Source organism: Arachnia propionica (assembly GCF_003859805.1).
In the GTDB taxonomy this organism is placed as follows: domain Bacteria; phylum Actinomycetota; class Actinomycetes; order Propionibacteriales; family Propionibacteriaceae; genus Arachnia; species Arachnia propionica_C.
The window spans coordinates 176,725-200,967 of the sequence record NZ_RQZG01000004.1; the positions used below are offsets into that span (position 1 = coordinate 176,725).

The window sequence follows — 24,243 nt, forward strand, 5'->3', positions numbered from 1 at the left end:
CGCGACACTCCCGACCTCGGGGGTCGGAGCAGCAGGGGCCCAGGCCCCAACCTGTTCATGAGAACTCCATCAGGGACGAGTAGAAGGAACGAACTGTGGCGGGACAAAAGATCCGCATCCGGTTGCGGGCGTATGACCATGAGGTCATCGACAGCTCGGCGCGCAAGATCGTCGACACCGTGACTCGCACCGGTGCCAAGGTGGCAGGCCCCGTGCCGCTGCCGACCGAGAAGAACGTGTTCTGTGTGATCCGTTCGCCCCACAAGTACAAGGACAGCCGCGAGCACTTCGAGATGCGCACCCACAAGCGGCTGATTGACATCCTCGACCCCACGCCGAAGACCGTCGACTCGCTCATGCGTCTCGACCTCCCGGCCGGTGTCGACATCGAGATCAAGCTTCCGTGAGGTTCGAGATGAGCAACAGCGAACGAATCGTCAAGGGCATCCTGGGCACCAAGCTCGGCATGACCCAGCTCTGGGACGAGAACAACAAGGTCGTCCCCGTCACCGTCATCCAGGCCGGTCCCTGCGTCGTGACGCAGGTCCGCACCCCGGAGACCGACGGCTACAACGCCGTCCAGCTCGGCTTCGGTGCCATCGCCTCCCGCAAGGTCACCAAGCCGGCCCAGGGCCACTTCGACAAGGCCGACGTCACCCCCCGCAAGCACCTGCTGGAGCTGCGCACCGCCAACGCCTCCGAGTTCACCCTCGGCCAGGAGCTGACGGCCGAGCTGTTCGAGGGCGGCGAGTTCGTCGACGTCACCGGTACCACCAAGGGCAAGGGCACCGCCGGTGTCATGAAGCGTCACGGCTTCGGTGGTCTGAAGGCCTCGCACGGTGTGCACCGCAAGCACCGTGCCCCCGGCTCCATCGGTGGCTGCGCCACCCCCGGCCGCGTGTTCAAGGGCCTCCGCATGGCGGGTCGCATGGGTAACGCCAAGGTGACCGTCCAGAACCTCAAGATCCACGCCGTCGACACCGAGCGCGGTCTGCTGCTCGTGCGCGGCGCCGTTCCCGGCAACAACGGCTCGCTCGTCGTCGTGCGCAGCGCTGCCAAGAAGGGTGGTCAGGCATGAGCTCCATCACCGTTGACGTCCACGCCCCCAGCGGCAAGAAGGCCGGCAAGGCCGAGCTGCCCGGTGAGTACTTCGACGTCCAGACCAACGTCCCGCTGATCCACCAGGTCGTCGTCGCGCAGCTTGCGGCGGCCCGCCAGGGCACCCACTCCACCAAGACCCGCGGCCAGGTCCGCGGCGGTGGCATCAAGCCATGGCGCCAGAAGGGCACCGGACGCGCCCGTCACGGCTCGCGTCGTTCCCCGATCTGGACCGGCGGCGGCACCGTCCACGGCCCGAAGCCGCGTGACTACTCGCAGCGCACCCCGAAGAAGATGATCGCCGCGGCCCTGCGCGGTGCCCTCTCGGACCGCGCCCGCGACGGCCAGATCTTCGTCGTCTCGGAGGTCGTCTCCGGCCAGACCCCCTCCACGAAGCAGGCGCTGGCCACCCTGGCCCAGCTCGGTGAGCTGAAGAAGGTCCTCGTGGTGCTGGACCGGTTCGAGGAGGTCGCCTGGCTGAGCCTGCGCAACGTCCCGACCGTCCACGTGCTGGCCGTCGACCAGCTCAACACCTACGACGTGCTGGTGGCCGACACCGTCGTGTTCACCTCCGCCGCGCTGGCCGCGTTCACCAACCGTGGCACCGAGGCGATCGCCACCGAGACCGAGGCCGAGGTCGAGGTCGAGCCCACGGTGAAGGCCAAGGCCGAGGGACCCAGGGCGAAGGCACCCGCCAAGAAGACCGAGGAGAAGGCCGAGGCCCCCGAGGCCGAGGTGAAGGACTACGGCAAGAACTCCTACCGCGGTGACAAGCCGCCGGCCGGGTTCGACATCAAGGGCAACGAGGACTCCATGAAGTTCCACACCCCCGAGTCGCCGTGGTACTCCCGCACCATCGCCGAGGTCTGGTTCAACTCCGCCGAGGCCGCTGAGGCCGCCGGTTTCGTGAACGTGATGGAAGGCAAGGAGAAGAAGTGAGCGAGCTGAAGATCCGCGATCACCGCGACATCATCCTGCGTCCCGTCGTCTCGGAGAAGTCCTACAACCTCCTCGACGAGAACAAGTACACCTTCATCGTGGCTCCGCACGCCAACAAGACCGAGATCAAGATCGCGATCGAGAAGATCTTCGATGTCTCCGTCACCGCCGTCAACACCCAGAACCGCAAGGGGAAGCGTCGTCGCACCCGCTTCGGCATCGGCAAGAGGGCCGACGTCAAGCGCGCCATCGTGACCGTTGCCGAGGGTGATCGCATCGACATCTTCGCCGGCCAGGGCGAGTGAAGAAGGACTGATTCGTCATGGGTATCCGTAAGTACAAGCCGACGACGCCGGGCCGTCGTGGCGCCAGCGTCTCCGACTTCGTCGAGCTGACCCGCTCCACCCCGGAGAAGTCGCTGCTCGCCCCGAAGCCGAAGACCGGTGGTCGCAACAACACCGGCCGCATCACCACCCGCCACATCGGTGGTGGTCACAAGCAGGCGTACCGCATCATCGACTTCAAGCGCTACGACAAGGACGGTGTTCCCGCGAAGGTCGCTCACATCGAGTACGACCCGAACCGCACCGCCCGCATCGCGCTGCTGCACTACTTCGACGGTGAGAAGCGCTACATCATCGCCCCCAACGGCCTGACCCAGGGCACCGTCGTCGTCTCCGGCGAGGGCTCCGACATCAAGCCGGGCAACAACCTGGAACTGCGTCAGATCCCGGTCGGCACCACGGTCCACGCCGTGGAGCTTCGCCCCGGCGGTGGCGCCAAGCTGGGCCGCTCCGCCGGTGCGGCCATCCAGCTGGTGGCCCGTGAGGGTCGTTACGCCACGCTGCGCATGCCCTCGGGTGAGATGCGCATGGTGGATGTCCGCTGCCGCGCCACCATCGGCACCGTCGGCAACGCCGAGCAGTCCAACATCAACTGGGGCAAGGCGGGCCGCAACCGCTGGAAGGGCATCCGTCCGACCGTGCGCGGTGTCGTGATGAACCCCGTCGACCACCCGCACGGTGGTGGCGAGGGTCGCACCTCGGGTGGTCGCCACCCGGTGTCCCCGTGGGGCAAGCCCGAGGGCCGCACCCGCGACAAGAACAAGGCGAGCAGCCGTCTCATCGTGCGCCGCCGCAAGACCGGCAAGAAGCGCTGATAGGGAAGGCCTGAGGAAATGCCACGCAGCCTGAAGAAGGGTCCCTTCGTCGACGACCACCTGATCAAGAAGGTGGACGCCCAGAACGAGAAGGGCACCAAGAACGTCATCAAGACCTGGTCCCGCCGTTCGATGATCGTGCCGGACATGCTGGGTCACACCATCGCCGTCCACGACGGCCGCAAGCATGTCCCGGTGTTCATCACCGAGGCGATGATCGGTCACAAGCTGGGCGAGTTCGCCCCCACGCGCACCTTCAAGGGGCACGTGAAGGAAGACAAGAAGGCCCGTCGCCGTTGAGGCGCGAGATGAGGAATTCGAAACGATGAGCAACGAAAATGGCAACAGCGCCCGTCGCGAGGCCCTGCTCGGTGATCGTCCCGGGTCCTACGCCATCGCGCGTCACGTCCGGATGAGCCCGACCAAGGTGCGTCGCGTCGTGGACCTGGTCCGCGGTATGGACGTCACCGAGGCCCTGACCGCCCTGAAGTTCGCCCCCCAGGCGGCTTCCGAGCCCGTCTACAAGGTGGTGGCCTCGGCCATCGCCAACGCGGAGAACACCGAGGACCTGGACCGCGAGGACCTGTACATCTCCAAGGCGTTCGTCGACGAGGGGGTCACCCTGCGTCGGATCCGTCCCCGTGCGAAGGGTTCCGCTTCCCGGATCCTGAAGCGTGGCGCCCACATCACCGTGGTCGTCGAACCCCGTGAGTCGAAGGAGGCCTGAGCATGGGGCAGAAGATCAACCCGAACGGCTTCCGTCTCGGCATCACCACCGACCACGTGACCCGCTGGTACGCGGAGAAGAACTACGCGGACTACGTGGCTGAGGACGTGAAGATCCGCAACTACCTGACCAAGTCGCTGGAGCGCGCCGGGATCTCGTCCATCGAGATCGAGCGCCGCTCCGAGCGGGTCACCATCTTCCTGCACGCGGCCCGTCCGGGCATCGTCATCGGTCGCAACGGGGCCGAGGCGGAGCGGGTGCGCGCCGAGCTGGAGAAGCTGACCGGCAAGCAGGTGCAGCTGAACATCCTCGAGGTGAAGAATCCCGAGATCGATGCCCAGCTCGTCGCCCAGGGCGTCGCCGAGCAGCTGGGGGCGCGAGTCGCCTTCCGCCGTGCGATGCGCAAGGCTCAGCAGACGGCGATGCGTGCCGGTGCCAAGGGCATCCGCATCAAGTGCTCCGGCCGTCTCGGCGGTGCCGAGATGTCCCGCTCCGAGGGCTACCGCGACGGCCAGGTGCCGCTGCACACCCTTCGCGCCGACATCGACTACGGCTTCTACGAGGCCCGCACCACCTTCGGTCGGATCGGTGTGAAGGTGTGGATCTACAAGGGTGACGTCACCGGCACCCGCGCCGAGCGTGCCGCCCAGAAGGCCGCCCGCAACGCCGCGCCGTCCGGTCGTCAGCGTCCGGGCCGTCGTCCCGGCCGCGGCGAGGGCCGCGGTGATCGTCCCGAGCGCGGTGGTCGTCGTCGCGCCGACGCAGCCCAGGCTGAGGCCCCGGTTGCGGCTGAAACCTCGAACGCAGGAGAGTGACCCATGCTGATCCCTCGTCGCGTGAAGTTCCGCAAGCAGCACCACCCGAAGCGTGACGGTGCTGCCAAGGGTGCCACCAAGCTCGCCTTCGGTGAGTACGGCATCCAGGCGCTGGAGCCGTCCTACCTGACGAACCGTCAGATCGAGGCCGCTCGTATCGCCATGACCCGCCACATCAAGCGTGGCGGCAAGGTCTGGATCAACGTGTACCCGGACCGTCCCCTGACCAAGAAGCCGGCCGAGACCCGGATGGGTTCCGGCAAGGGTTCCCCCGAGTGGTGGGTGGCCAACGTCAAGCCGGGCCGCGTGCTGTTCGAGCTGTCGGGTGTGAACGAGGAGCTGGCCCGTGAGGCCATGCGTCTGGCCATCCACAAGCTGCCCTTCAAGGCTCGTTTCATCAAGCGCGAAGCAGGTGAGAACTGATGAGCAAGTCCCTGACTGCCAATGACCTGCGCGGCCTTTCCCGCGAGCAGCTGAACGCCAAGGTGGTGGAGCTGAAGGAGGAGCTGTTCGGGCTCCGGTTCCAGGCCGCCACCGGACAGCTGGAGTCCCACGGCCGTCTCCGCGAGGTCCGCAAGGACATCGCCCGCGTCTACACCGTGCTGCAGGAGCGCAACCTCGGCATCGTCGATGAGCCCACGATCGAGGAGAAGTGAGCATGAGCGAGAACACCAACACTGAGGAGCGCGGCCGCCGCAAGGTGCTCCAGGGCGTCGTCGTCAGCGACAAGATGGACAAGACCATCGTCGTCCTGGTCGAGGACCGCGTGAAGCACCCGCTCTACGGCAAGGTCATGACCAAGTCGTCGCGGGTCAAGGCCCACGACGAGGAGAACACCGCCGGTATCGGCGACCGTGTCCGCGTCATGGAGACCCGCCCGCTGTCGGCGCAGAAGCGCTGGCGTCTCGTCGAGATCGTCGAGCGCGCCAAGTGATCTGACCCAGGTCATGACGAATGGCCCGGCCCCTCGGGGTCGGGCCATTCGTCTGTGTCCGGGACGTTCGGCGGCGGCTGTGTCCCAGCTCCTCACGGTGTCCACGACATCCGCGCCCACATGTGTGCGATCTCGACGGTGGCCCAGGTGAGGATCTCGTCGACGACCTTGGCCCGGATCTCGTTGCGTGATCCCGTGAGGGTGAAGGGACGCGCCAAGGTCTCGTCCGAGGGCAGGGCAAGGGCGATGAAGCCGGTGCCCGGTGGGTGCCCCTCGGCGGGGCCGGGTCCGGCGACCCCCGTCGTGGCCAGGGCCAGGTCCGCGCCGAGACGCCGCTGCGCTCCTCGGGCCATCTGGCGGGCCACCTCGGCATGCACGGTGCCATGGGTCTCCAGCACCTCGCGGCTCACCCCGAGCAGCTCCCTCTTGAGTGCGGGACTGTAGGCGACGACTCCGCCCAGCAGGACCGTCGAGGCACCACTGATGTCGGCCAGGGTGGCGCTGACCAGGCCCGCGGTCAGGCTCTCCGCGGTGGCGACGCTGAAGCAGTGGCGGCGCAGCACCTCGATCAGGGCAGTGGCAGGGGAGTCGTTCATGGTCAGAGGACAGGCGGAAGGGTCGCATGACCGACCAGGCCAGGGTTGCTGGCCCAGCGGGTCAGTTCGCGACCGCGGGGGCGTGGTGGTGGCGACACCTCGGAAACCGACGGTTGAGGACCGCTGGGGTGCGGTGATCGCGAGGTGTCGTGGCGGTCCCTGTTCGCGTCCTCGACACGAGACGCCGGTTCGTGCCCATCGGGAGGGGAAACGAACCGGCGTCTCATGGAATCAGCTCAGGTCACTCGGTCTCGCCGCTGCGGCGGGCCCCCAGTTCCTCGTCGAGGCGGAGCAGCCCGTTGCCGTCGTTGCCGATCAGTTTGATCCGCGAGATGATCGCACCGACGCTCGCCTCCTCCTCGACCTGCTCCTCGACGAACCAGTTGAGCAGCGGCATCGCGTCGATGTCGCCGGTGGACTGGGCCAGGCGGTAGAGGGTGCGGATCTGCTCCGAGACCTTCTGCTCGTGGGCGAGAGCCGCCTCGAAGGCGGCCAGCACGTTGTCGACGTGGCCTGCCTGGGCGTTGATCTGGCCGACCAACGGCACGGCACCACGGTCCAGCATGTGGGCGCTGAACTTGTCGGCGTGGACCAGTTCCTCCTCGGCCTGCGCCTTGAACCAGCCGGCGATACCCGGAAGATCGAGGGCCTCCATGTCGAGCGACAGCTGGCGGTACACGACCGCGGCGCCGATCTCGTGGGTGACCTGGGCGTTGATGGCGTCCTTCAGTTCTCCAGTGAGTTCCATGCCGAAAGCATAGGCGTGACATTGTGATCCACCAAGGTGCGTTGCGCGATGCATCGGACAGTTTCACTTGACAGGGGCACCTGGGGTACTCTTGGGCAGTTGCCTTGGGTCTGTGCCCTCCGCACGACGGGTTGGGGACCTCTCCCGGGCAGCGCCACCCCATGCCCTCAGGGTCTGGGGCGCCTCCTGGCAAAATCCAGGGGGTTCATCAGTTGAGTTCCGGACAGGCCCGACACCTGGGAACCAGCCGGACGAAGGAGAACCAATGATCCAGCAGGAGTCGCGACTCAAGGTCGCCGACAACACTGGTGCCAAGGAGATCTTGTGCATCCGTGTTCTCGGTGGCTCGAAGCGTCGTTACGCCTACCTCGGTGACACCATCGTCGCCACGGTCAAGGACGCGATCCCCGGCGGCAACGTCAAGAAGGGCGATGTCGTCAAGGCAGTCGTAGTGCGTACAGTCAAGGAACGTCGCCGCGCCGACGGTTCCTACATCAAGTTCGACGAGAACGCCGCCGTCATCCTGAAGAACGACGGGGAGCCCCGTGGCACCCGCATCTTCGGCCCGGTGGCCCGTGAGCTGCGTGAGAAGAAGTTCATGCGCATCGTCTCGCTCGCGGCGGAGGTGATCTGAGATGAAATCGCTCCACGTCAAGAAGGGTGACCGCGTCAAGGTCATCGCGGGGAAGGACAAGGGCACGATCGCCGAGATCATCTCCGTCGACCCGCGCAACCAGAAGGTCACCGTCGCGGGCGTCAACGTCGTCAAGCGTCACAAGCGTGAGTCGCAGGGTGCGAATGGTCGTCGCATCGAGGGTGGCGTCATCAGCGTGGAGGCACCCATCCACGTGTCCAACGTCCAGCTGGTCACCAAGGTGGACGGCAAGGAGGTCGTGACCCGCGTCGGCTACGAGCGCGTCACGGTCACCAAGCGCCGTTCCGACGGCTCCGAGTACCAGGCCGAGCGCAGCAGGCGCATCGCACGCAAGACCGGGAAGGAGATCTGATGAGCGAGGTCGAGATCCCGCGTCTGAAGAAGAAGTACCGCGAGCAGATCGTCCCGGCCCTCCAGGAGGAGTTCAAGTACGCCAACGTCATGCAGATCCCCGGTCTCACCAAGATCGTGGTGAACATGGGTGTCGGTGAGGCTGCCCGCGACTCGAAGATCATCGACGGTGCGGTCCGTGACCTGACCGCCATCACCGGTCAGAAGCCCGCGGTGACCAAGGCCCGCAAGTCCATCGCCCAGTTCAAACTGCGCGAGGGCATGCCGATCGGCTGCCACGTCACCCTGCGTGGGGACCGGATGTGGGAGTTCGCCGATCGTCTGCTGACCCTGGCCCTGCCCCGTATCCGCGACTTCCGTGGCCTCAACGGCCGCCAGTTCGACGGCAAGGGCAACTACACCTTCGGTCTGAACGAGCAGGTCATGTTCCTCGAGATCGACCAGGACAAGATCGACCGGGTCCGGGGCATGGACATCACCTTCGTGACCTCCGCGACCAACGACACGGAGGGGCGGGCGCTGCTGAAGCACCTCGGCTTCCCGTTCAAGGCTGTCGACGACCCGAAGAAGGTCAAGTCCAAGCGCGGACCCGCCTTCTACGCCAAGAAGAAGAAGTGAGCGTGAACCATGGCTAAGACAGCACTCAAGGTCAAGCAGTCCCGCAAGCCGAAGTTCGGTGTGCGCGCCTACACCCGTTGCAACCGCTGCGGACGTCCCAAGTCGGTCTACCGCAAGTTCGGTCTGTGCCGTGTCTGCCTGCGCGAACTGGCCCATGCCGGTCAGCTCCCCGGCGTGACCAAGTCCTCCTGGTGAACCCGGGTCACGAATAGAACTTCCAGATTCAATTTGCCCCAGGTCCTGATCCCGGAAACCGGGGCGAGAAAGAAGCCAAACAGCCATGACAATGACTGATCCCATCGCAGACATGCTCACGCGTCTGCGTAACGCCAACCAGGCGTACCAGGAGTCGACGACCATGCCGTCGTCGAAGATCAAGGTCGGCATCGCGGAGATTCTGAAGGCCGAGGGTTACATCTCGAACTTCGAGCTGACCGAGGTCGAAGGACAGGTCGGCAAGGTGCTCAAGGTGACGCTCAAGTACGGGGACTCCCGTGAGCGCTCCATCGCCGGGCTCCGCCGTATCAGCAAGCCCGGTCTTCGTGTCTACGCGAAGGCCAACGCCCTCCCGAAGGTGCTCGGCGGTCTCGGCATCGCCATCATCTCCACCTCGCAGGGCCTGCTGACCGACAAGCAAGCAAATGCCAAGTCCGTCGGCGGGGAAGTCCTCGCCTACGTCTGGTGATTCGACGAGACTGACAAGGAGATAAGAGATGTCACGAATTGGCAGGCTCCCCATCGCGGTCCCGTCGAACGTCGAGGTGAAGATCGACGGGCAGGACGTGGCGGTCAAGGGCCCCAAGGGTGAGCTGAGGTTCACCGTCCGTGAACCCATCACCGTCGCGAAGAACGACCAGGGGCAGCTCGAGGTCACCCGCCCCGACGACGAGCGCCTGTCGCGTTCGCTCCACGGGCTGACCCGCACCCTGGTCAACAACATGGTCGTCGGTGTGACCGAGGGCTACGAGAAGAAGCTCGAGATCGTCGGTGTCGGTTACCGTGTGGTCGCCAAGGGTCCGACGCAGCTGGAGTTCGCACTCGGTTTCTCGCACCCCGTCGTGGTGAACGCCCCCGAGGGCATCACCTTCACGGTCGACACCCCGACCAAGTTCTCGGTCTCCGGCATCGACAAGCAGCTTGTCGGTGAGGTGGCCGCGAACATCCGCAAGATCCGCAAGCCCGAGCCCTACAAGGGCAAGGGTGTCCGCTACGCGGGCGAGCACGTCCGCCGCAAGGCCGGAAAGGCTGGTAAGTAATGGCTATCTCGCTTGGCATGCGCAAGGGCCTCGCGGCGAAGGCCGCTTCCCGGGCTCGCCGCCAGCTGCGCGGTCGCAAGAAGATCAACGGCACCACGGCGCGTCCGCGCATGGTGGTCACCCGTTCCGCACGTCACCTGTTCGTCCAGGTGATCGACGACACCGTGGGGCACACCCTGGCCTCCGCCTCCACCATGGAGGCGGACCTGCGTGTGCTCGAGGGCACCAAGTCCGACAAGGCGCGCAAGGTCGGTGAGCTGATCGCCGAGCGCGCGAAGAAGGCCGGTGTCGAGAACGTGGTCTTCGACCGCGCCGGGAACAAGTACCACGGCCGGATCGCGGCGCTCGCTGACGCGGCGCGCGAGGCCGGTCTCGGATTCTGACACGACGAGAGGATAGGGAACACGATGAGTGAGACCCAGCAGCGCGGCGATCGCCGCGGTGGGGAGCGTCGTGGCCGTGACGATCGTCGTGGCCAGGCGTCCAAGGAAGAGAAGAACCAGTACCTCGAGCGCGTGGTTGCCATCAACCGCGTTGCGAAGGTCGTCCAGGGTGGTCGGCGTTTCAGCTTCACCGCGCTGGTCGTCGTCGGTGACGGTGAGGGCATGGTCGGTGTCGGCTACGGCAAGGCGAAGGAGGTGCCGGCTGCCATCGCCAAGGGCGTGGAGGAGGCCAAGAAGCACTTCTTCCGGGTGCCGCTGATCCAGCGCACCATCCCGCACCCGGTGCAGGGCGAGAAGGCGGCAGGCATCGTGCTGCTGCGTCCGGCCTCCCCGGGTACCGGTGTCATCGCTGGCGGCTCGGCCCGTGCGGTGCTCGAGTGCGCGGGTGTGCAGGACGTGCTCGCGAAGTCGCTCGGCTCCTCCAACGCCATCAATGTCGTGCACGCGACGGTGGCGGCCCTTCAGGGCCTCGAGGAGCCGGAGGCCGTCGCGAAGCGTCGTGGCCTGCCCGTCGAGGACGTTGCCCCGGCAGCCCTGCTGCGGGCACGCAAGGAAGAGGTGGCTCGCTGATGGCTGACCTGAAGATCACCCAGATCAAGTCCGGGATCGGCGGCAAGGACTACCAGAAGGCGACGCTTCGCACTCTGGGCCTGAAGCGCATCGGTGACTCCGTCGTGCGTGAGGATCGTCCCGAGGTGCTCGGCATGATCCGTACCGTCGCCCACCTCGTGGAAGTGGAAGAGGTCAAGTAATGGCTCTCAAGATTCATCACCTGCGCCCCGCCCCGGGGGCCAACACCCCCAAGACCCGTGTCGGTCGCGGTGAGGCCTCCAAGGGCAAGACCGCTGGTCGCGGCACGAAGGGGACCGGCGCCCGCAAGAACGTCCCGGCGAACTTCGAGGGCGGCCAGATGCCGATGCACATGCGGATCCCGAAGCTCAAGGGCTTCAAGAACCCGTTCCGTGTCGAGTACCAGGTCGTCAACGTCGGCCGGCTGGCCGAGCTGTTCCCCAAGGGGGGCGCGGTCACCGTCGAGGACCTGGTCGAGGCCGGTGCCGTGCGTCGTGGCCAGCTCGTCAAGGTGCTCGGCAACGGTGACATCGCCGTGGCGCTGAACGTCACCGCCCACTCGTTCTCGAACTCCGCCAAGGAGAAGCTGGCAGCTGCCGGTGGCTCCGCCGTGGAGGCCTGAGACATCACGTCAACCACGTGGCCGATCCCTCTCAGGGATCGGCCACGTGGTTTTCTGCACTGCCCCACTTTTGGCCACATTCATCCCGGACTACGGGGACCGAGCCGTGATGTGCCGCCGCCGTCCCCAGGGAGAATCCGGTGTCTGTCCAGGGTTTCGGCCATGCAGCACAGGAGTTTCGTGGTGAATCGCACACACCGGTCGTGGGTGCACGTCGGCTTGCTGGCCGAAGGTGAGTGACCTTTCGGACGGCTTGGCAAGGCGGGGGGGACGGCTAGTCTGAGGGCATTGGGTTTGCGACAGCGCAGGTCCGGCTGGTGCAGCCGGATGTGCTGAGCGTGATGAGTGTGGAGTCGATGAGGTGGGGTGGTCCCGTGAACGTGAGGACTCAGGCAGATGGTGACGCCTGAGGCACCCGCGCAGATCTGGTTCGTCTGCACCGGGAACGTCTGTCGCTCCGCCTATGCGGAGGCGGCCCTGAGACAGCGCCTCGGCCCCGATGCGGTCGTCGGGGTGGAGTCGGCGGGCACCCAGGCCATGATCGGTCGGGGCATGGATGAGACGATGGCCACCGCTGCCATCTCGAAGGGGCTCCAGAACACCTCCCACCGGGCCAAACAGCTGTGCCCGAAGGGACTCGAGGAGGCCTGTCTGGTCTTCGTGTTCTCCCCGGAACACCGGCAGTGGGTGGCCGAGAACTGCCCGGAGGTGTTGCCACGGACGCTGTCACTGGGACAGACCCATGCCGCGTTGGCGACCCTGCCCGAAGGGGAGCGGATCTCGATCAGCCAGCTCGCCGACGCCGTGCAGTCGGTCCGTCCCGAGTCCGAGGAGGCGGACTGGATCCCGGACCCGTACAAACTCGGACTCGACGCTGCGTTGACGGCGGTCGCACGGATCTCTGCGGCACTGGACACCTTCCTGGCCCGGGTCGTGCTGGAGGAGGCCGCGGTCCTGGCCTGAGTGGTGGACGGGCTGGCGTGTGACCTGCCCAGATCGTGTGCGCGTTGGGGATACCGCGTTCCACTTGCTACGCTTCCTAGGTTGCCTGATCTGGGCGCACCATCGAAGAAGTAGAGACATTGAAAGAGGGGCCGGATGCTCTCCGCCTTCGCAAGCGCATTCAAGACGCCTGAGCTGCGCAAGAAGATCTTTTTCACGCTGGGGGTCCTCCTGGTGTTCCGCCTCGGGTCCTCCATCCCGGCGCCGAACGTGAACATGCAGCAGCTCCAGTTCTGTGTGACCTACGCCCAGTCCGGGGCCCAGGCCGGCATCTACTCGATGATCAACCTGTTCTCCGGCGGTGCCCTGCTGAGGCTGTCGATCTTCGCCCTCGGCGTGATGCCCTACATCACGGCCTCGATCATCCTGCAACTGCTCACCGTCGTGATCCCGCGTCTCGAGGCGTTGAAGAAGGAGGGCGCGGCCGGTCAGGCCAAGATCACCCAGTACACCCGCTACCTCACCCTGGTGCTGGCACTGCTGCAGTCCGCCGGGTTCGTCACCATGGCGCGGTCCGGACAGCTGCTCAACGACTGCACGGGGATCCTCCACACCCAGGAGATCTTCCCCCTGGTCACGATGGTGCTCACCATGACCGCCGGCACCGTCGTCATCATGTGGCTCGGCGAGCTCATCACCGAGCGTGGTGTGGGCAACGGCATGTCCGTGCTGATCTTCACCCAGATCGCCGCATCCTTCCCGGCCGGGCTGTGGTCGATCAAGCAGGCCCGCCCCGGCGCCACCGGCTGGTTCCTGCTCGCCATCGTCATCGCCATCGGTCTGCTCGTGATGCTGGGCATCCTGTTCATCGAGCAGGGGCAGCGCCGGGTCCCCGTCCAGTACGCCAAGCGGATGGTCGGCAGACGTCTGGTCGGTGGCTCGACCACCTACATCCCGCTCAAGGTGAACCAGTCCGGCGTCATCCCGGTGATCTTCGCCAGCTCCATCCTCTACCTGCCCACGCTGATCGCCCTGTTCCGTCCGGAGTCCGCCTTCGGACAGTGGGTCGGGGTGAACTTCAACCCCAACGGGTGGCTCTACGGCGTGATGCAGTTCTTCCTCATCATCGCGTTCTGTTACTTCTACGTGGCGATCTCCTTCAACTCGCAGGAGGTCTCCGACAACATGAAGAAGTACGGCGGCTTCATCCCGGGCATCCGGGCAGGCAAGCCGACGGAGCGCTACCTCAACTACGTGCTCAACCGGCTGACCGCCCCCGGATCGCTGTACCTGGCCTCGATCGCGCTGCTGCCCACCCTGGCGTTCATCGCGGTCCAGGCCAACGAGAACTTCCCGTTCGGTGGAACCTCGATCCTCATCATCGTCGGCGTCGGACTCGACACCGTGAAGCGGATCGAGAGCCAGCTGCAGCAACGCAACTATGAGGGCTTCCTGCGATGAGACTGCTGATCATGGGGGCCCCTGGTGCAGGCAAGGGGACCCAGGCCACGGCGCTCGCCGCGGCCTACGGCATCCCGGCCATCTCCACCGGGGACATCTTCCGGGCCCACATCAAGGGTGAGACCGAGCTGGGACTCCAGGTCAAGGCCCTGATCGATGCGGGGGAGTACGTGCCCGACGACGTGACCGAGGCCATCGTCGCGGAGCGCATCGCCGAGGATGACTGTGCTCCCGGTTTCCTGCTCGACGGGTTCCCGCGCACCATGCACCAGGTCCACTTCCTGGACCGCCACCTGGCGGGGCAGGGCCTCAGGCTCGACGCCGTCGTCTCACTCATGGTGGAGCCCGACGTCCTGGTCTCACGTCTGCTGGACCGAGCGGCCAAGGAGGGCCGGGCAGACGACAACGAGGAGACCATCCGGCGTCGGATGGAGGTCTACGCCGGGCAGACCGCGCCGCTGCTGTTCCACTACGAGAACCACGGGATGCTCATCGAGGTGGAAGGGACCGGAACCGTCGAGGAGGTGCGGGAGCGGATGCTCGCCGCCGTCGCCGAACGAATCCCCGAGGCCTGAGGTGACGATCGAGGTCAAGACCGCCGCGCAGTTGCTGAAGATGCGCCAGGCGGGGCTTGTCGTGGCCGAAGGGTTGCGGCAGATGCGTCAGGCCGCGGTCCCCGGGGTCACCACCGCTGACATCGACGCGGTGGGACGGCGAGTGCTGGCCGAGGCCGGGGCACAGTCCAACTTCGACGGCTACGGGGCCGAGTACGGCACTCCCTTCAAGGGGGTGGCCTGCATCTCCGTCAATGACGAACTGGTGCACGGCATGCCGGGCAGACGTGTCATCCGTGAAGGAGACCTGGTCTCCGTGGACTTCGGTGCCGTCGTGGACGGCTGGCACGGTGATGCGGCACGTACCTTCATCGTCGGGGAAGGGCGCCCGGAGGACGAGCAGCTCAACCAGGCCACCCGGGAGGCCCTGTGGGCCGGGATCGCGGCGGTACGTGACGGCTGTCGGGTGGTGGACATCTCCCGGGCCATCGAGCGCAGCGTCACGTCGCAGCCACGTCGTTACGGTTCGCTCAAGGAGTACACCGGTCACGGCATCGGCTCCCAGATGCACATGGACCCCGACGTGCCCAACCAGGCCCGCAGGTCTCCCAGCACACGACTCCGTGTCGGCATGGCGATCGCCATCGAGCCGATGCTGACTCTGGGGCTGCACCAGACGGTGCTGGGCGATGACGAGTGGACGGTGCTGAGCCGGGATGGATCCCGTGGCTCGCACTGGGAGAACACGGTGGCCATCACCGAGCACGGTGTGTGGGTGCTCACCGAGCCCGACGGGGGGCGTGCCGAGCTCGAGGCCAGGGGAGTACCGTTCGGGCCGCTGGGTGAGTGAGCCGGACATCCTTAGAATGACGGCATGACCGGTCCTGATCCCAGACGTGGCTCCCGAACCAGGAGCCAGCGATCCGATCTCCGGGAGCGTGGGGTCATCGTCCTGCTGAGCGTGCTCCTCGTGGTCGTCGTGGCCGCGATCGGCTGGAACCTCACCTCCTCGACCACGGGTGCGCGACCGACACCGGCGACGCAGGTCTCGACACCGCCTGCCCGGGAGCACTCGGCGTCCGACAGCAGCCGTGCTGCCGACCACGAGCAGCTTGACAGCTCCGTCGACACGGGGGAGACGGTGACGCAGTATCAGCGGGCACTCGAGGAGTCCCCTCTCTATGATCACCCGGCCCCGAGGCTGACCGCCTGTCCGGAACCTGTCGTCGTGGACACCCGGGAACAGTACGAGGCCGCGGTCATCGCCCAGGTGACCTGTCTCCACCAGGCCTGGTCGCCCGTACTGGCGGAGCTGGGTCTGTCGCAGGACAGGCCGGACGTGGTGTTCTTCCGGGGGAGCGGGACCGATTCGGCCTGCGGAGCCCTCGATGCACCGGCCTTCTACTGCTCCCTCGAGGGCGGCACCCTGCACTTCGGCGATGGCCATCTCGAGATGGCCAGGGAATGGAGCCACTCGATCAACGAGATGGTCAACCACGAGTACGGTCATCACCTGCAGGCCGTGGCCGGGATGACACTGGCCAGGACCAGGTTGGGGGACACGGTGGAACTGGAACGACGCTCCGAGCTGCAGGCGATCTGCTGGTCGGCGATGATGACCGTCCACAATGACGCGGTCCAGCTGGACCGGGCTGCTCGTGCCGGGTGGCAGAACCGATTGGAGACCATGCTCGCCGATGAGCGGCACGGCACCCAGGAATCCTTGATCCGCTGGGGTCAGCGTGGTCTCGACGCCAGGAGCATCGGTGACTGCAACACTTGGACCGTGTCCGAGAAGGAGGTGGCCTGAGATGAGCCTGACCCCGCAGTGGCGTCCGAACCATCCTCCGCGACCACCACTGCAACCGGCGTGGCGGCCCCAGCCGTGGGTCGGGAACCATCAGAGCTCGGGTTTCGGCCAGCAGGGTGGCTGGGTGCCACCTCGAGCACCGATGCCCCCGCGAAGCGGTCCTTCACGCAACCCGCTGTGGGTGGTGCTGGTGGTGCTGCTGCTGGTCGCCGTCGGCCTCTTCGGGCGCCTGTGGGGGACGGTGCTGGACGGTCAGCGTCGTGCTGCCGCGGAGGCCTCCCCGGGTCACTCCACCCAACAGGCCAGACCCACTCGGTCGACGCAGAGCCCGGGGCCGAGCACGAGCAGTCCTGCCACCTCGACGGCGACCCCCACCCGGACCCGAAGCGCCTCCCCCACACCGACACCGACCCCCACCCCCACTCCGGAGACGGCGCCGGAGCCGACCGATTCGAATCCTGAGCCCACGACCGGGTGGCGGTTGCCAAAGGTGGTCAACGAGGAACTCCCGGCCCCGAGTGCGACCAGTGGGCCGTGGGCGAGGCTGCAGCAGTCCCCGTTGTACGACCAGTTCTGGCCGGGGATGCCGGGCTGCGCCGAGGCGACCCACATCGAGACCGTCGAGGAACTGGAAACCGTGGCGCGCACCGAGCTCGACTGCCTGGAGGCCAACTGGAGGCCACTGCTGGAGCGGCTGGGCCTGCCCACCCACCCCGTCCCGCTGCACGTCTTCGAGGGAGACAGCATCAACACGCCGTGCGGTGAGTCCAGCTCGACCCAGGGCTTCTACTGCTCGGCCAACGGTGGTGCCATCTACATCAGCACGAAGGCGATGGACCCGTCCCAGTACTCCAAGCTCTGGGTCAAGCGGATGATGTTCCACGAGTACGCGCATCACCTGCAGAGCCTGATCGGGGTGTTCTACAACATGGCTGACGTCGAGGACCAGGCTGATGCCACCCGTCGGCTGGAGGTGCAGGCCGAGTGCATGGCGATGGGGATCCTGCGTCGGGACCCCACCTGGCCCATCACGAAGAAGAACTACCGGGAGATCGAGGAGCTCCTGGTCAACTTCGTCGACGACGGTGTCCACGGCACCCCGGAGACCCTCAGCCGATGGGGCATCCGGGCCTACCACTCCCGGACCATCGGTGAGGGCTGCAACACCTGGCTCGTGGCGGACGGCGAGATCAAGTAGCCTCGGGTCATGAGCACTCCTGCCGTGGTGAGCGTCACCAGCCCGGATGGCCATCGCATCCCGACCCGGCAGTGGTTGCCCGTGGGGGAGATCGGGGCGGTTGTGGTGATCTCCCATGGTCTGGCGGAACACGGCGGGCGTTATCACGCGCTCGCCGAGGCGCTGGTCGCGACAGGTGCCGCGGTCTACGCGGCGGATCATCGCGGACACGGACCGTGGACCCCGGAGCCCGACCTCGGGTTCTTCGCGGACTGGCAGGGCTGGCACCGGGTGGTCGGTGACCTCGGGACGGTCATCGCCACGGTCCGCACCACCCATCCCGGGCCACCGGTGTTCCTGCTCGGCCACTCGATGGGTTCCTTCATCGCCCGGTGTCATGCCGCTTCGCACTCCGAGGAGCTCGACGGGATGATCCTCACCGGCACGGTCGGGGACCAGGGGCCGGCGGTTCGTGCCCTGCTGCCGTTGGCCCGCCTGTTCGCGGTGCTCCGTGGCCGCACCAGCCGCAGTCGGCTGCTCCATCAGGTGGTCTTCGGCAACCACAACCGGTCCTTCCGGCCGGCACGCACCGATGTCGACTGGTTGAGCCGGGACGAGGAGGCGGTCGATGCCTACATCGCTGATCCGCTGTGTGGGTTCGTCTCCACCGTCTCCCTGTACGTCGACCTCATCGCTGGCAACATCCTGGCCAACGAGGCCGGGACCATCGCCGGGATCCGGCGGGGACTGCCGATCCTCATCGCCTCCGGTGCCATGGACCCGCTGGTGCCGGGGGTTCCCCGGCTGGCGGAACGGTTGCGCCGCGCCGGTGTCGTCGACGTGACGCTGCGGCTCTATCCCGGGGCCAGGCACGAGCTGTTCCACGAGACCAATCGCGACGAGGTGTTCTCCGACGTCGTCGGATGGGTGGAACAGGTCAGGACCCGAGCGAGCCGATGACGGGGGTCCAGGCGACCACCCGGTGGTCCGCCAGCACCCCGTGGTGCCGGAACGGATCATCGGCCAGCAGGTCGTCCACGGCCTCCGGGGAGTCGGCCTGGACGATCAGGAGGGCGGACGGGGGAGTGGTGCCGGGACACGCCCCGGCCACGACGACCCCTTTCCCGACCAGGGAACTGAGGAATTGGCGGTGATCCGGGCGGTGCCGGGCGATCAGATCGGCGTCGTCGACGTAGGTGTAGTGCACGGCGTAGTGGTTCATGACTCCACGGTACGCCCCGGTTTGGGGGCGCGGGAAGCAGGAACTAGACTGATGGATCGAAGTTGCGCGGCAGCATGCCGCCCCACCAGCCCCGTCAGGGGCCGAAGAATCGGGAGCCAATGGCGAAGAAAGAAGGAGCCCTCGAACTCGAGGGAACCGTGGTCGAGGCACTGCCGAACGCGATGTTCCGCGTGGAGCTGGCCAACGGCCACAAGGTACTGACCACCATCAGTGGAAAGATGCGGCAGCACTACATCCGCATCCTGCCCGCGGACCGCGTCGTCGTGGAGCTGTCGCCCTACGACCTGACCCGTGGCCGTATCGTCTACCGCCACAAGTGACCCGAACCACGACGGACTCATCGAACACCCGGCCCGGCGCCGGGTGTTCCTGCATCTGGGGAGGTCGTCGTTTTGGTCAACACCCCGTCGTCACGTAAGCTTGGTCGTCGGTCGTCCCCGACCGGGCGCTGGTGTGCGTCCACATCGGGGTGGCCGGAATCATCCACCACTGATTGGGCAGTCCGCTGCCCAGTCGCTGATTGAAAAGGTTGCTCGAATGAAGGTTCAGCCGAGCGTCAAGAAGATCTGCGACAAGTGCAAGGTCATCCGCCGGCACGGTCGTGTGATGGTGATCTGCGAGAACCCGCGCCACAAGCAGCGCCAGGGCTGACAGCCCAGCCAGGGAACTCCGGAACATCGCGGAACGGGTCAGGTCGCCCAGGCCGCCAGACAACTCAACAACAACGTGAGCGCAAGGGCCACCAGCAGGTGACTCCCTACCCTTGGACGAAGGCCAAGGCCCCTCGACGACGGTGAGTCGCCGTCATGTGCCGGAGGGGACGCGCCACGCCACACACCTTCGCGGTCCATCGACCTGTGTGGGCACACCCCACCCGGACCGGCTACAGAAAGGGACAACATGGCACGCCTCGTTGGTGTCGACCTGCCGCGCGACAAGCGTCTGGAGGTCGCCCTCACCTACATCTTCGGCGTCGGCAAGACCCGCGCCGCCGAAACCCTCGCCGCCACCGGTATCAGTGGCGATCTCCGGGTCCACCAGCTGACCGACGAGCACCTCGTCGCGCTGCGTGACCACATCGAAGGCAACTACGAGATCGAGGGTGACCTCCGTCGTACCGTTGCCGCCGACATCCGCCGCAAGGTCGAGATCGGCAACTACCAGGGGCGTCGCCACCGCAGCGGCCTCCCGGTCCGGGGCCAGCGCACCCGCACCAATGCGCGTACCCGCAAGGGCAAGAAGAAGGCTGTGGCCGGCAAGAAGAAGGCACGCTGACCCCCGGGGACGCGAAGACAGGAGATTGACTACTGATGGCAACCGCTAGCCGCAAGCAGGCCGCCAAGACCAAGGTGCGCCGCAAGGAGAAGAAGAACGTCCTCGCCGGACAGGCTCACATCAAGAGCACCTTCAACAACACGATCATCTCGATCACCGACCCCAACGGGGCCGTGATCTCCTGGGCCTCCGCCGGCACCGTCGGCTTCAAGGGGTCCCGCAAGTCGACGCCGTTCGCCGCCCAGATGGCCGCCGAGGCCGCGGGACGTCGTGCCATGGAGCACGGCATGAAGCGCGTCGACGTGTTCGTCAAGGGCCCGGGATCGGGCCGTGAGACCGCGATCCGTTCGCTGGGTGCCGTGGGGCTCGAGGTCGGGGCCATCTCCGACGTGACCCCCGTGCCGCACAACGGGTGCCGCCCGCCGAAGCGTCGTCGCGTCTGATCGGCACGAGAAGCAAAGGACTGATACACAATGGCTCGTTACACCGGCCCCATGACCAAGAAGTCCCGTCGTCTCGGGACCGACCTGGTTGGCAACGACAAGGCGTTTGAGCGCCGCCCCTACCCTCCGGGCGTCCACGGCCGTGGCCGCACGAAGGATTCCGAGTACTCCCTGCAGCTCAAGGAGAAGCAGAAGGCGCGTTTCGCGTACGGAGTGCTGGAGAAGCAGTTCCGTCGCTACTACGAGGAGGCTGACCGCCACCCCGGCAAGACCGGCGACAAGCTGCTGCAGATCCTCGAGTCCCGTCTCGACAACGTGGTCTACCGTGCCGGCTTCGCGGCCACCCGCCGCCAGGCCCGCCAGCTCGTGGTGCACGGGCACTTCCTGGTCAACGGCCAGAAGGTGAACATCCCGTCGTACCGCGTCAAGGCTCACGACATCATCGACGTCGCCGAGAAGTCCCTCAACCTCCACCCGCTGGTGGTGGCGCGTGAGACCCACGGTGAGCGCTCCGTCCCCGGTTGGCTCGAGGCCCGCCCGAACCGGATGCGCATCCTCGTCCACCAGCTCCCCGTCCGCGAGCAGATCGTCGTGGACGTGGCTGAGCAGATGATCGTCGAGCTCTACTCCAAGTGATCGACGACCCCGGGCTGGTCGGCATCCGTCGACCAGCCCTGCTCGGGTAACCGGGCCAGGCCGGGGGAAAGGTCCCCGGGCACGATTCGCGTCATCAAATGGCGGGTGACGCGGGAAGGAAGAAATGCTCATCGCACAGCGTCCGATCCTGTCGGAAGAAGTTGTCTCCGAGTTCCGCTCACGGTTCATCATCGAGCCGCTGGAGCCCGGCTTCGGCTATACCCTCGGCAACTCGATGCGTCGCACCCTGCTGTCGTCCATCCCGGGCGCGGCCGTGACGTCGATCAAGATCGAGGGCAATCCCCACGAGTTCTCCACCCTGGAGGGTGTCGTGGAGGACGTCACCGAGATCATCCTCAACCTCAAGGGCCTGGTCCTGTCCTCCGAGGAGGACGAACCCGTCGTGATGTACCTGCGCAAGACAGGGGCCGGCGAGGTCACGGCAGCCGACATCCAGCCTCCGGCCGGTGTCGAGGTGCACAACCCGGAGCTGCACATCGCGACCCTCTCCGAGGGCGGTCGCCTCGAGATGGAGCTCGTGGTGGAGCGTGGCCGTGGTTACGTCTCCAGCGTGCTCAACAAGGATCCCGACGCGGAGATCGGCCGGATCCCCGTGGACTCCATCTACTCCCCGGTGCTCAAGGTCAGCTACAAGGTGGAGGCCACCCGAGTGGCCCAGCGCACCGACTTCGATCGCCTGATCATCGACGTGGAGACCAAACCGTGCCTGGCCCCGCGTGACGCCGTCGCCTCAGCCGGTCGCACCCTGGTGGAGCTGTTCGGTCTGGCCCGTGAGCTCAACGCCAACGCCGAGGGCATCGAGATGGGACCGTCCCCCATCGACGAGCAGGTCGCCGAGTCGCTGAGCATGCCGGTGGAGGACCTCAACCTGTCGGTGCGTTCCTACAACTGCCTCAAGCGTGAGGGGATCCACACCGTCGGTGAACTCGTCGCCCGCTCCGAGGAGGACCTGCTGGACATCCGCAACTTCGGGTCCAAGTCCATCCTCGAGGTGAAGGTGACCCTCCACAACCTCGGCCTGTCGCTGCGTGACGCCGCCCCGGGCTTCGACCCGATGGAGGCCATCGAGCGCTACGACGAGGACCATGAGGGCGACGAGGACGAGGACGACGTGGACGGCGACGAGGACTTCGCCGAGACCGAGCAGTACTGAGAACCCCCACCGAGCGCTGCTCGGGACGAGACTGAAGGAAACAACATGCCCAAGCCGACGAAGGGACCCCGCCTCGGCGGTAGCCCGACCCATGAGCGCATCATCCTGCGCAACCTGGCGACCCAGCTCTTCGAGCACGGCCGCATCACCACCACCGAGACCAAGGCGCGCCGTCTCCAGCCGGTGGCGGAGAAGCTCATCACCAAGGCCAAGCGTGGCGATCTGCACTCCCGGCGTCTGGTGCTGCAGTCCGTGACGGACAAGGACGTCGTGGCCAAGCTGTTCGAGGAGATCGCTCCCGGGCTGCAGGGTCGTGACGGTGGCTGCACCCGCATCACCAAGATCGGTCTCCGCAAGGGTGATTCGGCGCCGATGGCGATCATCGAGCTCGTGACCGAGCCGGTGGTCAAGAAGGAGCAGCCGAAGGTCGAGAAGAAGTCGGCCCCGAAGCCCGCCGAGGCCGAGGAGAAGGCCGCTGAGGCCGAGGAGAAGGCGGACGAGGTCGTCGAGGTCGAGGAGACCGACGAGGCCAAGTGAGCCCGCGCTCGTGTTCTCGGGGAGGTACCCATGGGGTGCCTCCCCGAACTGCGTCGTCAGAGGGACCTGATAGCTTGGCCGGATGCGGGTTGCAGTGTTCTCGGACATCCATGGCAAGTTCTTGTTGCCGTTCAAGCTGGTCCACCACTACCAGCAGGAGACCGGGCGTGTGGTGGATGCGATCCTGCAGTGCGGCGACATGGGTGCCTTCCCTGATCCCGATGCCCTGGACAAGGCGACGTCGCGTCATGCGGCACGGGACCGGGACGAGTTGGGATTCCACGACGACTTCCTCACGGTCAGACCCGGGATTGCACAGTTCCTCGCTGCTGTCGACGTCGACATGATCTGCGTCCGGGGCAACCACGAGGATCATGAATTCCTCGATCGCCTGGAGAATTCCAATGACGAGCCGCGATTCCCGATCGATGCCTACGCTCGGGTGTTCGTCTGCAGGTCAGGGGTCCGGCAGGAGCTGCGGGTGGGGGACGAGACGTTGAGCTTCGTCGGGGTCGGTCGGATCGGGGACCGCAAGGGACGGGGTCATGCGCCGTTCATCCAGCCCCATGAACGAGCCGCGCTGCGGAGACTCCACAAACTGAAAGGGGATGTGGACGTGTTGATCTCCCATGACCAGGAGACCGACGACCCTGAGGGACATGGGATGGTGGAGCTGGGGGAACTGCTGAACCACGTCTCCTTCGGCTTCCATTTCCACGGTCACACCGGCGCCCCGTTCTCCCGGTCGATCGCCAGCAATGGGGTCACCGAGTCGGTGAAGGTCAAGGAGCTGGAGTTCGACAGGACCGGAGTGCTGCCACCCGGCTGCATGGTGATCCTGGAGAAGAGCGGTGGGAGGCTGGACCTGGAGGTGGTGGACCAGCACCTGACCCATCGGTTCACCAAGCACACCTGGAAGCTGTGACCTCGACGGTGCGCGGGTGGGAGGAACCACCAGGGTGACCACAGGAGACACGGCCCATGCGCGCACACCGGTCAGGGCGGCATCAGGTGAGTTTCTCGAGGTAGGTGGCAACGGCTGTCACGTACTCCGTGTGATCCGCCCGGGTGTCCTTGCAGCTGCCGGAGCCAGTCGGTCTCCATGTATTTGCACATGGCGCGGAGGTTCCGTGTCGAGAAGGCCTGGGGTGATGCCTGGTACAGGATCTCTCCCCGGTTCAGTGCACGTTGCCGGGCCACCGGGCCGGCCCGGTCGATGTCCATCACGTCCAGGTCGTCCGTGCTGAACGTCTCACTGAGGGCGTTGATGGCATCCAGCAGGTTCCCATCGCCCCTGGAACGAAACCGAGGGCCAGGTCGATGTCACGGGGTGAGCAGGTGCCAGTGGCGCTGCCGAACAACACGACGAGTTCGATGGCGTGGTCCCGGCGCAGTTCGGCCAGGGAGCCGTCGGCAGATGACCGGCGGATCGCCCGCAATGCGTCATGCACCTCCATGCC

At 66.2% G+C, this 24,243-nt stretch carries 40 protein-coding genes; 36 read left to right on the forward strand and 4 right to left on the reverse strand.

The annotated features are described in order from the left end of the window. Positions 1-95: 95 nt before the first annotated feature. From rpsJ to rpsQ, 11 genes are read left to right on the forward strand one after another with little or no spacing between them, the layout of a single operon-like run. On the forward strand, positions 96-407 hold the full coding sequence (rpsJ, locus tag EII34_RS05100) for a 30S ribosomal protein S10 (protein ID WP_015071250.1): 312 nt from the start codon (positions 96-98) through the stop codon (positions 405-407). An 8-nt stretch (positions 408-415) separates the two neighbouring features. Further along, positions 416-1,078 carry a 50S ribosomal protein L3 gene (rplC, locus tag EII34_RS05105; protein WP_124843596.1) on the forward strand — a complete coding sequence of 221 codons (663 nt, stop codon included), beginning with the start codon at positions 416-418 and terminating at the stop codon, positions 1,076-1,078. Continuing rightward, a complete protein-coding gene (gene rplD, locus EII34_RS05110) occupies positions 1,075-2,037 on the forward strand; it encodes a 50S ribosomal protein L4, sunset domain variant (protein ID WP_124843598.1) in 963 nt (320 codons plus the stop codon). The genes rplC and rplD overlap by 4 nt, the downstream gene beginning before the upstream one ends. Continuing rightward, positions 2,034-2,342, forward strand: a complete 309-nt coding sequence (gene rplW, locus EII34_RS05115) for a 50S ribosomal protein L23 (RefSeq protein WP_185711186.1) — start codon at positions 2,034-2,036, stop codon at positions 2,340-2,342. Before rplD ends, rplW begins: the two co-directional genes overlap by 4 nt. A gap of 17 nt (positions 2,343-2,359) precedes the next feature. After that, complete coding sequence (gene rplB, locus EII34_RS05120) at positions 2,360-3,196, forward strand: 50S ribosomal protein L2 (RefSeq protein WP_124843600.1); 837 nt, start codon at positions 2,360-2,362, stop codon at positions 3,194-3,196. 18 nt (positions 3,197-3,214) lie between these two features. Beyond that, entirely contained in the window at positions 3,215-3,496 is a 282-nt protein-coding gene (gene rpsS, locus EII34_RS05125) for a 30S ribosomal protein S19 (protein ID WP_124843602.1), read from the forward strand. Positions 3,497-3,521: 25 nt separating this feature from the next. Continuing rightward, complete coding sequence (gene rplV / locus EII34_RS05130) at positions 3,522-3,923, forward strand: 50S ribosomal protein L22 (RefSeq protein ID WP_124843604.1); 402 nt, start codon at positions 3,522-3,524, stop codon at positions 3,921-3,923. Between the two features lie 2 nt (positions 3,924-3,925). After that, positions 3,926-4,738, forward strand: a complete 813-nt coding sequence (gene rpsC / locus EII34_RS05135) for a 30S ribosomal protein S3 (protein ID WP_124843606.1) — start codon at positions 3,926-3,928, stop codon at positions 4,736-4,738. 3 nt (positions 4,739-4,741) lie between these two features. Continuing rightward, positions 4,742-5,161, forward strand: coding sequence for a 50S ribosomal protein L16 (gene rplP, locus EII34_RS05140; protein WP_124843608.1), 420 nt, complete (start codon positions 4,742-4,744; stop codon positions 5,159-5,161). Then, the gene (gene rpmC / locus EII34_RS05145; RefSeq protein ID WP_124843610.1) at positions 5,161-5,394 is read left to right on the forward strand and encodes a 50S ribosomal protein L29; all 234 of its coding nucleotides are present in this window, start codon (positions 5,161-5,163) and stop codon (positions 5,392-5,394) included. The genes rplP and rpmC overlap by 1 nt, the downstream gene beginning before the upstream one ends. 2 nt (positions 5,395-5,396) lie before the next feature. Next, a complete protein-coding gene (gene rpsQ / locus EII34_RS05150) occupies positions 5,397-5,672 on the forward strand; it encodes a 30S ribosomal protein S17 (protein WP_124843612.1) in 276 nt (91 codons plus the stop codon). 92 nt (positions 5,673-5,764) lie between these two features. On the opposite strand, the gene EII34_RS05155 is transcribed toward rpsQ, so the two are convergent. Both EII34_RS05155 and EII34_RS05160 read right to left on the reverse strand, forming a co-directional pair. Beyond that, positions 5,765-6,268 (reverse strand): CinA family protein, encoded by a 504-nt coding sequence (locus EII34_RS05155; RefSeq protein WP_124843614.1) that lies wholly within the window; start codon positions 6,266-6,268, stop codon positions 5,765-5,767. A 241-nt stretch (positions 6,269-6,509) separates the two neighbouring features. Further along, the gene (locus tag EII34_RS05160) at positions 6,510-7,016 is read right to left on the reverse strand and encodes a ferritin (RefSeq protein WP_124843616.1); all 507 of its coding nucleotides are present in this window, start codon (positions 7,014-7,016) and stop codon (positions 6,510-6,512) included. A 265-nt stretch (positions 7,017-7,281) separates the two neighbouring features. Between EII34_RS05160 and rplN the strand changes: the two genes are divergently transcribed. From rplN to EII34_RS05245, 17 genes are all read left to right on the forward strand, one after another. Continuing rightward, positions 7,282-7,650: a 50S ribosomal protein L14 gene (rplN, locus tag EII34_RS05165; RefSeq protein WP_124843618.1), complete on the forward strand. Its 369-nt coding sequence runs from the start codon at positions 7,282-7,284 to the stop codon at positions 7,648-7,650. A 1-nt stretch (position 7,651) separates the two neighbouring features. Continuing rightward, complete coding sequence (rplX, locus tag EII34_RS05170) at positions 7,652-8,023, forward strand: 50S ribosomal protein L24 (RefSeq protein WP_124843620.1); 372 nt, start codon at positions 7,652-7,654, stop codon at positions 8,021-8,023. Beyond that, positions 8,023-8,640, forward strand: a complete 618-nt coding sequence (gene rplE / locus EII34_RS05175; RefSeq protein ID WP_124843622.1) for a 50S ribosomal protein L5 — start codon at positions 8,023-8,025, stop codon at positions 8,638-8,640. Before rplX ends, rplE begins: the two co-directional genes overlap by 1 nt. A gap of 9 nt (positions 8,641-8,649) precedes the next feature. Beyond that, entirely contained in the window at positions 8,650-8,835 is a 186-nt protein-coding gene (locus EII34_RS05180) for a type Z 30S ribosomal protein S14 (protein ID WP_124843624.1), read from the forward strand. Positions 8,836-8,920: 85 nt separating this feature from the next. Then, positions 8,921-9,325 (forward strand): 30S ribosomal protein S8, encoded by a 405-nt coding sequence (gene rpsH / locus EII34_RS05185; RefSeq protein WP_124843626.1) that lies wholly within the window; start codon positions 8,921-8,923, stop codon positions 9,323-9,325. A 28-nt stretch (positions 9,326-9,353) separates the two neighbouring features. Then, the gene (gene rplF / locus EII34_RS05190) at positions 9,354-9,896 is read left to right on the forward strand and encodes a 50S ribosomal protein L6 (RefSeq protein ID WP_124843628.1); all 543 of its coding nucleotides are present in this window, start codon (positions 9,354-9,356) and stop codon (positions 9,894-9,896) included. After that, a complete protein-coding gene (gene rplR, locus EII34_RS05195) occupies positions 9,896-10,279 on the forward strand; it encodes a 50S ribosomal protein L18 (RefSeq protein ID WP_124843630.1) in 384 nt (127 codons plus the stop codon). The genes rplF and rplR overlap by 1 nt, the downstream gene beginning before the upstream one ends. 24 nt (positions 10,280-10,303) lie before the next feature. Beyond that, positions 10,304-10,909 carry a 30S ribosomal protein S5 gene (rpsE, locus tag EII34_RS05200; RefSeq protein ID WP_124843632.1) on the forward strand — a complete coding sequence of 202 codons (606 nt, stop codon included), beginning with the start codon at positions 10,304-10,306 and terminating at the stop codon, positions 10,907-10,909. Further along, positions 10,909-11,091 carry a 50S ribosomal protein L30 gene (rpmD, locus tag EII34_RS05205; RefSeq protein ID WP_124843634.1) on the forward strand — a complete coding sequence of 61 codons (183 nt, stop codon included), beginning with the start codon at positions 10,909-10,911 and terminating at the stop codon, positions 11,089-11,091. Before rpsE ends, rpmD begins: the two co-directional genes overlap by 1 nt. Beyond that, positions 11,091-11,531, forward strand: a complete 441-nt coding sequence (gene rplO, locus EII34_RS05210) for a 50S ribosomal protein L15 (protein ID WP_124843636.1) — start codon at positions 11,091-11,093, stop codon at positions 11,529-11,531. Before rpmD ends, rplO begins: the two co-directional genes overlap by 1 nt. Before the next feature lie 396 nt (positions 11,532-11,927). Beyond that, positions 11,928-12,494 (forward strand): arsenate reductase/protein-tyrosine-phosphatase family protein, encoded by a 567-nt coding sequence (locus EII34_RS05215; protein ID WP_124843638.1) that lies wholly within the window; start codon positions 11,928-11,930, stop codon positions 12,492-12,494. Positions 12,495-12,629: 135 nt separating this feature from the next. Beyond that, positions 12,630-13,934 carry a preprotein translocase subunit SecY gene (secY, locus tag EII34_RS05220; protein WP_124843640.1) on the forward strand — a complete coding sequence of 435 codons (1,305 nt, stop codon included), beginning with the start codon at positions 12,630-12,632 and terminating at the stop codon, positions 13,932-13,934. After that, positions 13,931-14,509, forward strand: a complete 579-nt coding sequence (locus EII34_RS05225; RefSeq protein ID WP_124843642.1) for an adenylate kinase — start codon at positions 13,931-13,933, stop codon at positions 14,507-14,509. The genes secY and EII34_RS05225 overlap by 4 nt, the downstream gene beginning before the upstream one ends. Before the next feature lies 1 nt (position 14,510). Further along, positions 14,511-15,338 (forward strand): type I methionyl aminopeptidase, encoded by an 828-nt coding sequence (map, locus tag EII34_RS05230; protein WP_124843644.1) that lies wholly within the window; start codon positions 14,511-14,513, stop codon positions 15,336-15,338. 24 nt (positions 15,339-15,362) lie between these two features. Then, a complete protein-coding gene (locus EII34_RS05235; protein ID WP_124843646.1) occupies positions 15,363-16,298 on the forward strand; it encodes a neutral zinc metallopeptidase in 936 nt (311 codons plus the stop codon). A gap of 1 nt (position 16,299) precedes the next feature. Beyond that, on the forward strand, positions 16,300-17,496 hold the full coding sequence (locus tag EII34_RS05240) for a neutral zinc metallopeptidase (protein ID WP_124843648.1): 1,197 nt from the start codon (positions 16,300-16,302) through the stop codon (positions 17,494-17,496). 9 nt (positions 17,497-17,505) lie between these two features. Further along, entirely contained in the window at positions 17,506-18,435 is a 930-nt protein-coding gene (locus EII34_RS05245; protein WP_124843650.1) for an alpha/beta hydrolase, read from the forward strand. Here the strand turns inward: EII34_RS05245 and EII34_RS05250 are convergent. After that, the gene (locus tag EII34_RS05250) at positions 18,413-18,697 is read right to left on the reverse strand and encodes a YciI family protein (RefSeq protein WP_124843652.1); all 285 of its coding nucleotides are present in this window, start codon (positions 18,695-18,697) and stop codon (positions 18,413-18,415) included. The two genes, EII34_RS05245 and EII34_RS05250, sit on opposite strands and share 23 nt — an antisense overlap. 119 nt (positions 18,698-18,816) lie before the next feature. On the opposite strand from EII34_RS05250, the gene infA reads away from it, so the two are divergent. The 8 genes from infA to EII34_RS05290 all read left to right on the forward strand — a co-directional run bounded on the left by infA (position 18,817) and on the right by EII34_RS05290 (position 23,708). After that, on the forward strand, positions 18,817-19,038 hold the full coding sequence (infA, locus tag EII34_RS05255) for a translation initiation factor IF-1 (protein WP_068749455.1): 222 nt from the start codon (positions 18,817-18,819) through the stop codon (positions 19,036-19,038). 217 nt (positions 19,039-19,255) lie between these two features. Further along, positions 19,256-19,369 (forward strand): 50S ribosomal protein L36, encoded by a 114-nt coding sequence (gene rpmJ, locus EII34_RS05260; protein ID WP_020575560.1) that lies wholly within the window; start codon positions 19,256-19,258, stop codon positions 19,367-19,369. Positions 19,370-19,618: 249 nt separating this feature from the next. Next, positions 19,619-19,993 carry a 30S ribosomal protein S13 gene (rpsM, locus tag EII34_RS05265; protein ID WP_124843654.1) on the forward strand — a complete coding sequence of 125 codons (375 nt, stop codon included), beginning with the start codon at positions 19,619-19,621 and terminating at the stop codon, positions 19,991-19,993. A gap of 35 nt (positions 19,994-20,028) precedes the next feature. Further along, on the forward strand, positions 20,029-20,436 hold the full coding sequence (rpsK, locus tag EII34_RS05270) for a 30S ribosomal protein S11 (protein WP_124843656.1): 408 nt from the start codon (positions 20,029-20,031) through the stop codon (positions 20,434-20,436). 30 nt (positions 20,437-20,466) lie between these two features. Then, a complete protein-coding gene (rpsD, locus tag EII34_RS05275; RefSeq protein ID WP_124843658.1) occupies positions 20,467-21,072 on the forward strand; it encodes a 30S ribosomal protein S4 in 606 nt (201 codons plus the stop codon). Between the two features lie 124 nt (positions 21,073-21,196). Further along, positions 21,197-22,246 (forward strand): DNA-directed RNA polymerase subunit alpha, encoded by a 1,050-nt coding sequence (locus tag EII34_RS05280; RefSeq protein ID WP_124843660.1) that lies wholly within the window; start codon positions 21,197-21,199, stop codon positions 22,244-22,246. 45 nt (positions 22,247-22,291) lie between these two features. Further along, positions 22,292-22,783 (forward strand): 50S ribosomal protein L17, encoded by a 492-nt coding sequence (gene rplQ / locus EII34_RS05285; protein ID WP_124843662.1) that lies wholly within the window; start codon positions 22,292-22,294, stop codon positions 22,781-22,783. 82 nt (positions 22,784-22,865) lie between these two features. Further along, positions 22,866-23,708 carry a metallophosphoesterase family protein gene (locus EII34_RS05290; protein WP_124843664.1) on the forward strand — a complete coding sequence of 281 codons (843 nt, stop codon included), beginning with the start codon at positions 22,866-22,868 and terminating at the stop codon, positions 23,706-23,708. Positions 23,709-24,006: 298 nt separating this feature from the next. Here the strand turns inward: EII34_RS05290 and EII34_RS05295 are convergent, their stop codons facing one another. After that, positions 24,007-24,240 (reverse strand): nucleotidyltransferase family protein, encoded by a 234-nt coding sequence (locus EII34_RS05295; RefSeq protein ID WP_124843666.1) that lies wholly within the window; start codon positions 24,238-24,240, stop codon positions 24,007-24,009. Between the last annotated feature and the right edge of the window lie 3 nt (positions 24,241-24,243).

Excerpts from the sequence above, each read along its gene's own strand:
- rplC (WP_124843596.1), top strand. The coding sequence starts at position 416 with ATGAGCAACAGCGAACGAATCGTCAAGGGCATCCTGGGCACCAAGCTC.
- rplO (WP_124843636.1), top strand. The coding sequence starts at position 11,091 with ATGGCTCTCAAGATTCATCACCTGCGCCCCGCCCCGGGGGCCAACACC.
- EII34_RS05280 (WP_124843660.1), top strand. The coding sequence starts at position 21,197 with ATGCTCATCGCACAGCGTCCGATCCTGTCGGAAGAAGTTGTCTCCGAG.
- rpsD (WP_124843658.1), top strand. The coding sequence starts at position 20,467 with ATGGCTCGTTACACCGGCCCCATGACCAAGAAGTCCCGTCGTCTCGGG.
- rplQ (WP_124843662.1), top strand. The coding sequence starts at position 22,292 with ATGCCCAAGCCGACGAAGGGACCCCGCCTCGGCGGTAGCCCGACCCAT.
- EII34_RS05240 (WP_124843648.1), top strand. The coding sequence starts at position 16,300 with ATGAGCCTGACCCCGCAGTGGCGTCCGAACCATCCTCCGCGACCACCA.
- rplP (WP_124843608.1), top strand. The coding sequence starts at position 4,742 with ATGCTGATCCCTCGTCGCGTGAAGTTCCGCAAGCAGCACCACCCGAAG.
- rpsM (WP_124843654.1), top strand. The coding sequence starts at position 19,619 with ATGGCACGCCTCGTTGGTGTCGACCTGCCGCGCGACAAGCGTCTGGAG.
- rpsH (WP_124843626.1), top strand. The coding sequence starts at position 8,921 with ATGACAATGACTGATCCCATCGCAGACATGCTCACGCGTCTGCGTAAC.
- rplB (WP_124843600.1), top strand. The coding sequence starts at position 2,360 with ATGGGTATCCGTAAGTACAAGCCGACGACGCCGGGCCGTCGTGGCGCC.
- EII34_RS05225 (WP_124843642.1), top strand. The coding sequence starts at position 13,931 with ATGAGACTGCTGATCATGGGGGCCCCTGGTGCAGGCAAGGGGACCCAG.
- rpmJ (WP_020575560.1), top strand. The coding sequence starts at position 19,256 with ATGAAGGTTCAGCCGAGCGTCAAGAAGATCTGCGACAAGTGCAAGGTC.
- rplX (WP_124843620.1), top strand. The coding sequence starts at position 7,652 with ATGAAATCGCTCCACGTCAAGAAGGGTGACCGCGTCAAGGTCATCGCG.
- rplD (WP_124843598.1), top strand. The coding sequence starts at position 1,075 with ATGAGCTCCATCACCGTTGACGTCCACGCCCCCAGCGGCAAGAAGGCC.
- rpsK (WP_124843656.1), top strand. The coding sequence starts at position 20,029 with ATGGCAACCGCTAGCCGCAAGCAGGCCGCCAAGACCAAGGTGCGCCGC.
- EII34_RS05160 (WP_124843616.1), bottom strand. The coding sequence starts at position 7,016 with ATGGAACTCACTGGAGAACTGAAGGACGCCATCAACGCCCAGGTCACC.
- EII34_RS05180 (WP_124843624.1), top strand. The coding sequence starts at position 8,650 with ATGGCTAAGACAGCACTCAAGGTCAAGCAGTCCCGCAAGCCGAAGTTC.
- rplV (WP_124843604.1), top strand. The coding sequence starts at position 3,522 with ATGAGCAACGAAAATGGCAACAGCGCCCGTCGCGAGGCCCTGCTCGGT.
- rpmD (WP_124843634.1), top strand. The coding sequence starts at position 10,909 with ATGGCTGACCTGAAGATCACCCAGATCAAGTCCGGGATCGGCGGCAAG.
- EII34_RS05250 (WP_124843652.1), bottom strand. The coding sequence starts at position 18,697 with ATGAACCACTACGCCGTGCACTACACCTACGTCGACGACGCCGATCTG.
- rpsC (WP_124843606.1), top strand. The coding sequence starts at position 3,926 with ATGGGGCAGAAGATCAACCCGAACGGCTTCCGTCTCGGCATCACCACC.
- EII34_RS05290 (WP_124843664.1), top strand. The coding sequence starts at position 22,866 with ATGCGGGTTGCAGTGTTCTCGGACATCCATGGCAAGTTCTTGTTGCCG.
- rpsE (WP_124843632.1), top strand. The coding sequence starts at position 10,304 with ATGAGTGAGACCCAGCAGCGCGGCGATCGCCGCGGTGGGGAGCGTCGT.
- rpmC (WP_124843610.1), top strand. The coding sequence starts at position 5,161 with ATGAGCAAGTCCCTGACTGCCAATGACCTGCGCGGCCTTTCCCGCGAG.
- EII34_RS05295 (WP_124843666.1), bottom strand. The coding sequence starts at position 24,240 with ATGGAGGTGCATGACGCATTGCGGGCGATCCGCCGGTCATCTGCCGAC.
- rplN (WP_124843618.1), top strand. The coding sequence starts at position 7,282 with ATGATCCAGCAGGAGTCGCGACTCAAGGTCGCCGACAACACTGGTGCC.
- rpsS (WP_124843602.1), top strand. The coding sequence starts at position 3,215 with ATGCCACGCAGCCTGAAGAAGGGTCCCTTCGTCGACGACCACCTGATC.
- rplR (WP_124843630.1), top strand. The coding sequence starts at position 9,896 with ATGGCTATCTCGCTTGGCATGCGCAAGGGCCTCGCGGCGAAGGCCGCT.
- EII34_RS05235 (WP_124843646.1), top strand. The coding sequence starts at position 15,363 with ATGACCGGTCCTGATCCCAGACGTGGCTCCCGAACCAGGAGCCAGCGA.
- EII34_RS05245 (WP_124843650.1), top strand. The coding sequence starts at position 17,506 with ATGAGCACTCCTGCCGTGGTGAGCGTCACCAGCCCGGATGGCCATCGC.
- secY (WP_124843640.1), top strand. The coding sequence starts at position 12,630 with ATGCTCTCCGCCTTCGCAAGCGCATTCAAGACGCCTGAGCTGCGCAAG.
- EII34_RS05155 (WP_124843614.1), bottom strand. The coding sequence starts at position 6,268 with ATGAACGACTCCCCTGCCACTGCCCTGATCGAGGTGCTGCGCCGCCAC.
- rpsQ (WP_124843612.1), top strand. The coding sequence starts at position 5,397 with ATGAGCGAGAACACCAACACTGAGGAGCGCGGCCGCCGCAAGGTGCTC.
- rplE (WP_124843622.1), top strand. The coding sequence starts at position 8,023 with ATGAGCGAGGTCGAGATCCCGCGTCTGAAGAAGAAGTACCGCGAGCAG.
- rplF (WP_124843628.1), top strand. The coding sequence starts at position 9,354 with ATGTCACGAATTGGCAGGCTCCCCATCGCGGTCCCGTCGAACGTCGAG.
- EII34_RS05215 (WP_124843638.1), top strand. The coding sequence starts at position 11,928 with ATGGTGACGCCTGAGGCACCCGCGCAGATCTGGTTCGTCTGCACCGGG.
- infA (WP_068749455.1), top strand. The coding sequence starts at position 18,817 with ATGGCGAAGAAAGAAGGAGCCCTCGAACTCGAGGGAACCGTGGTCGAG.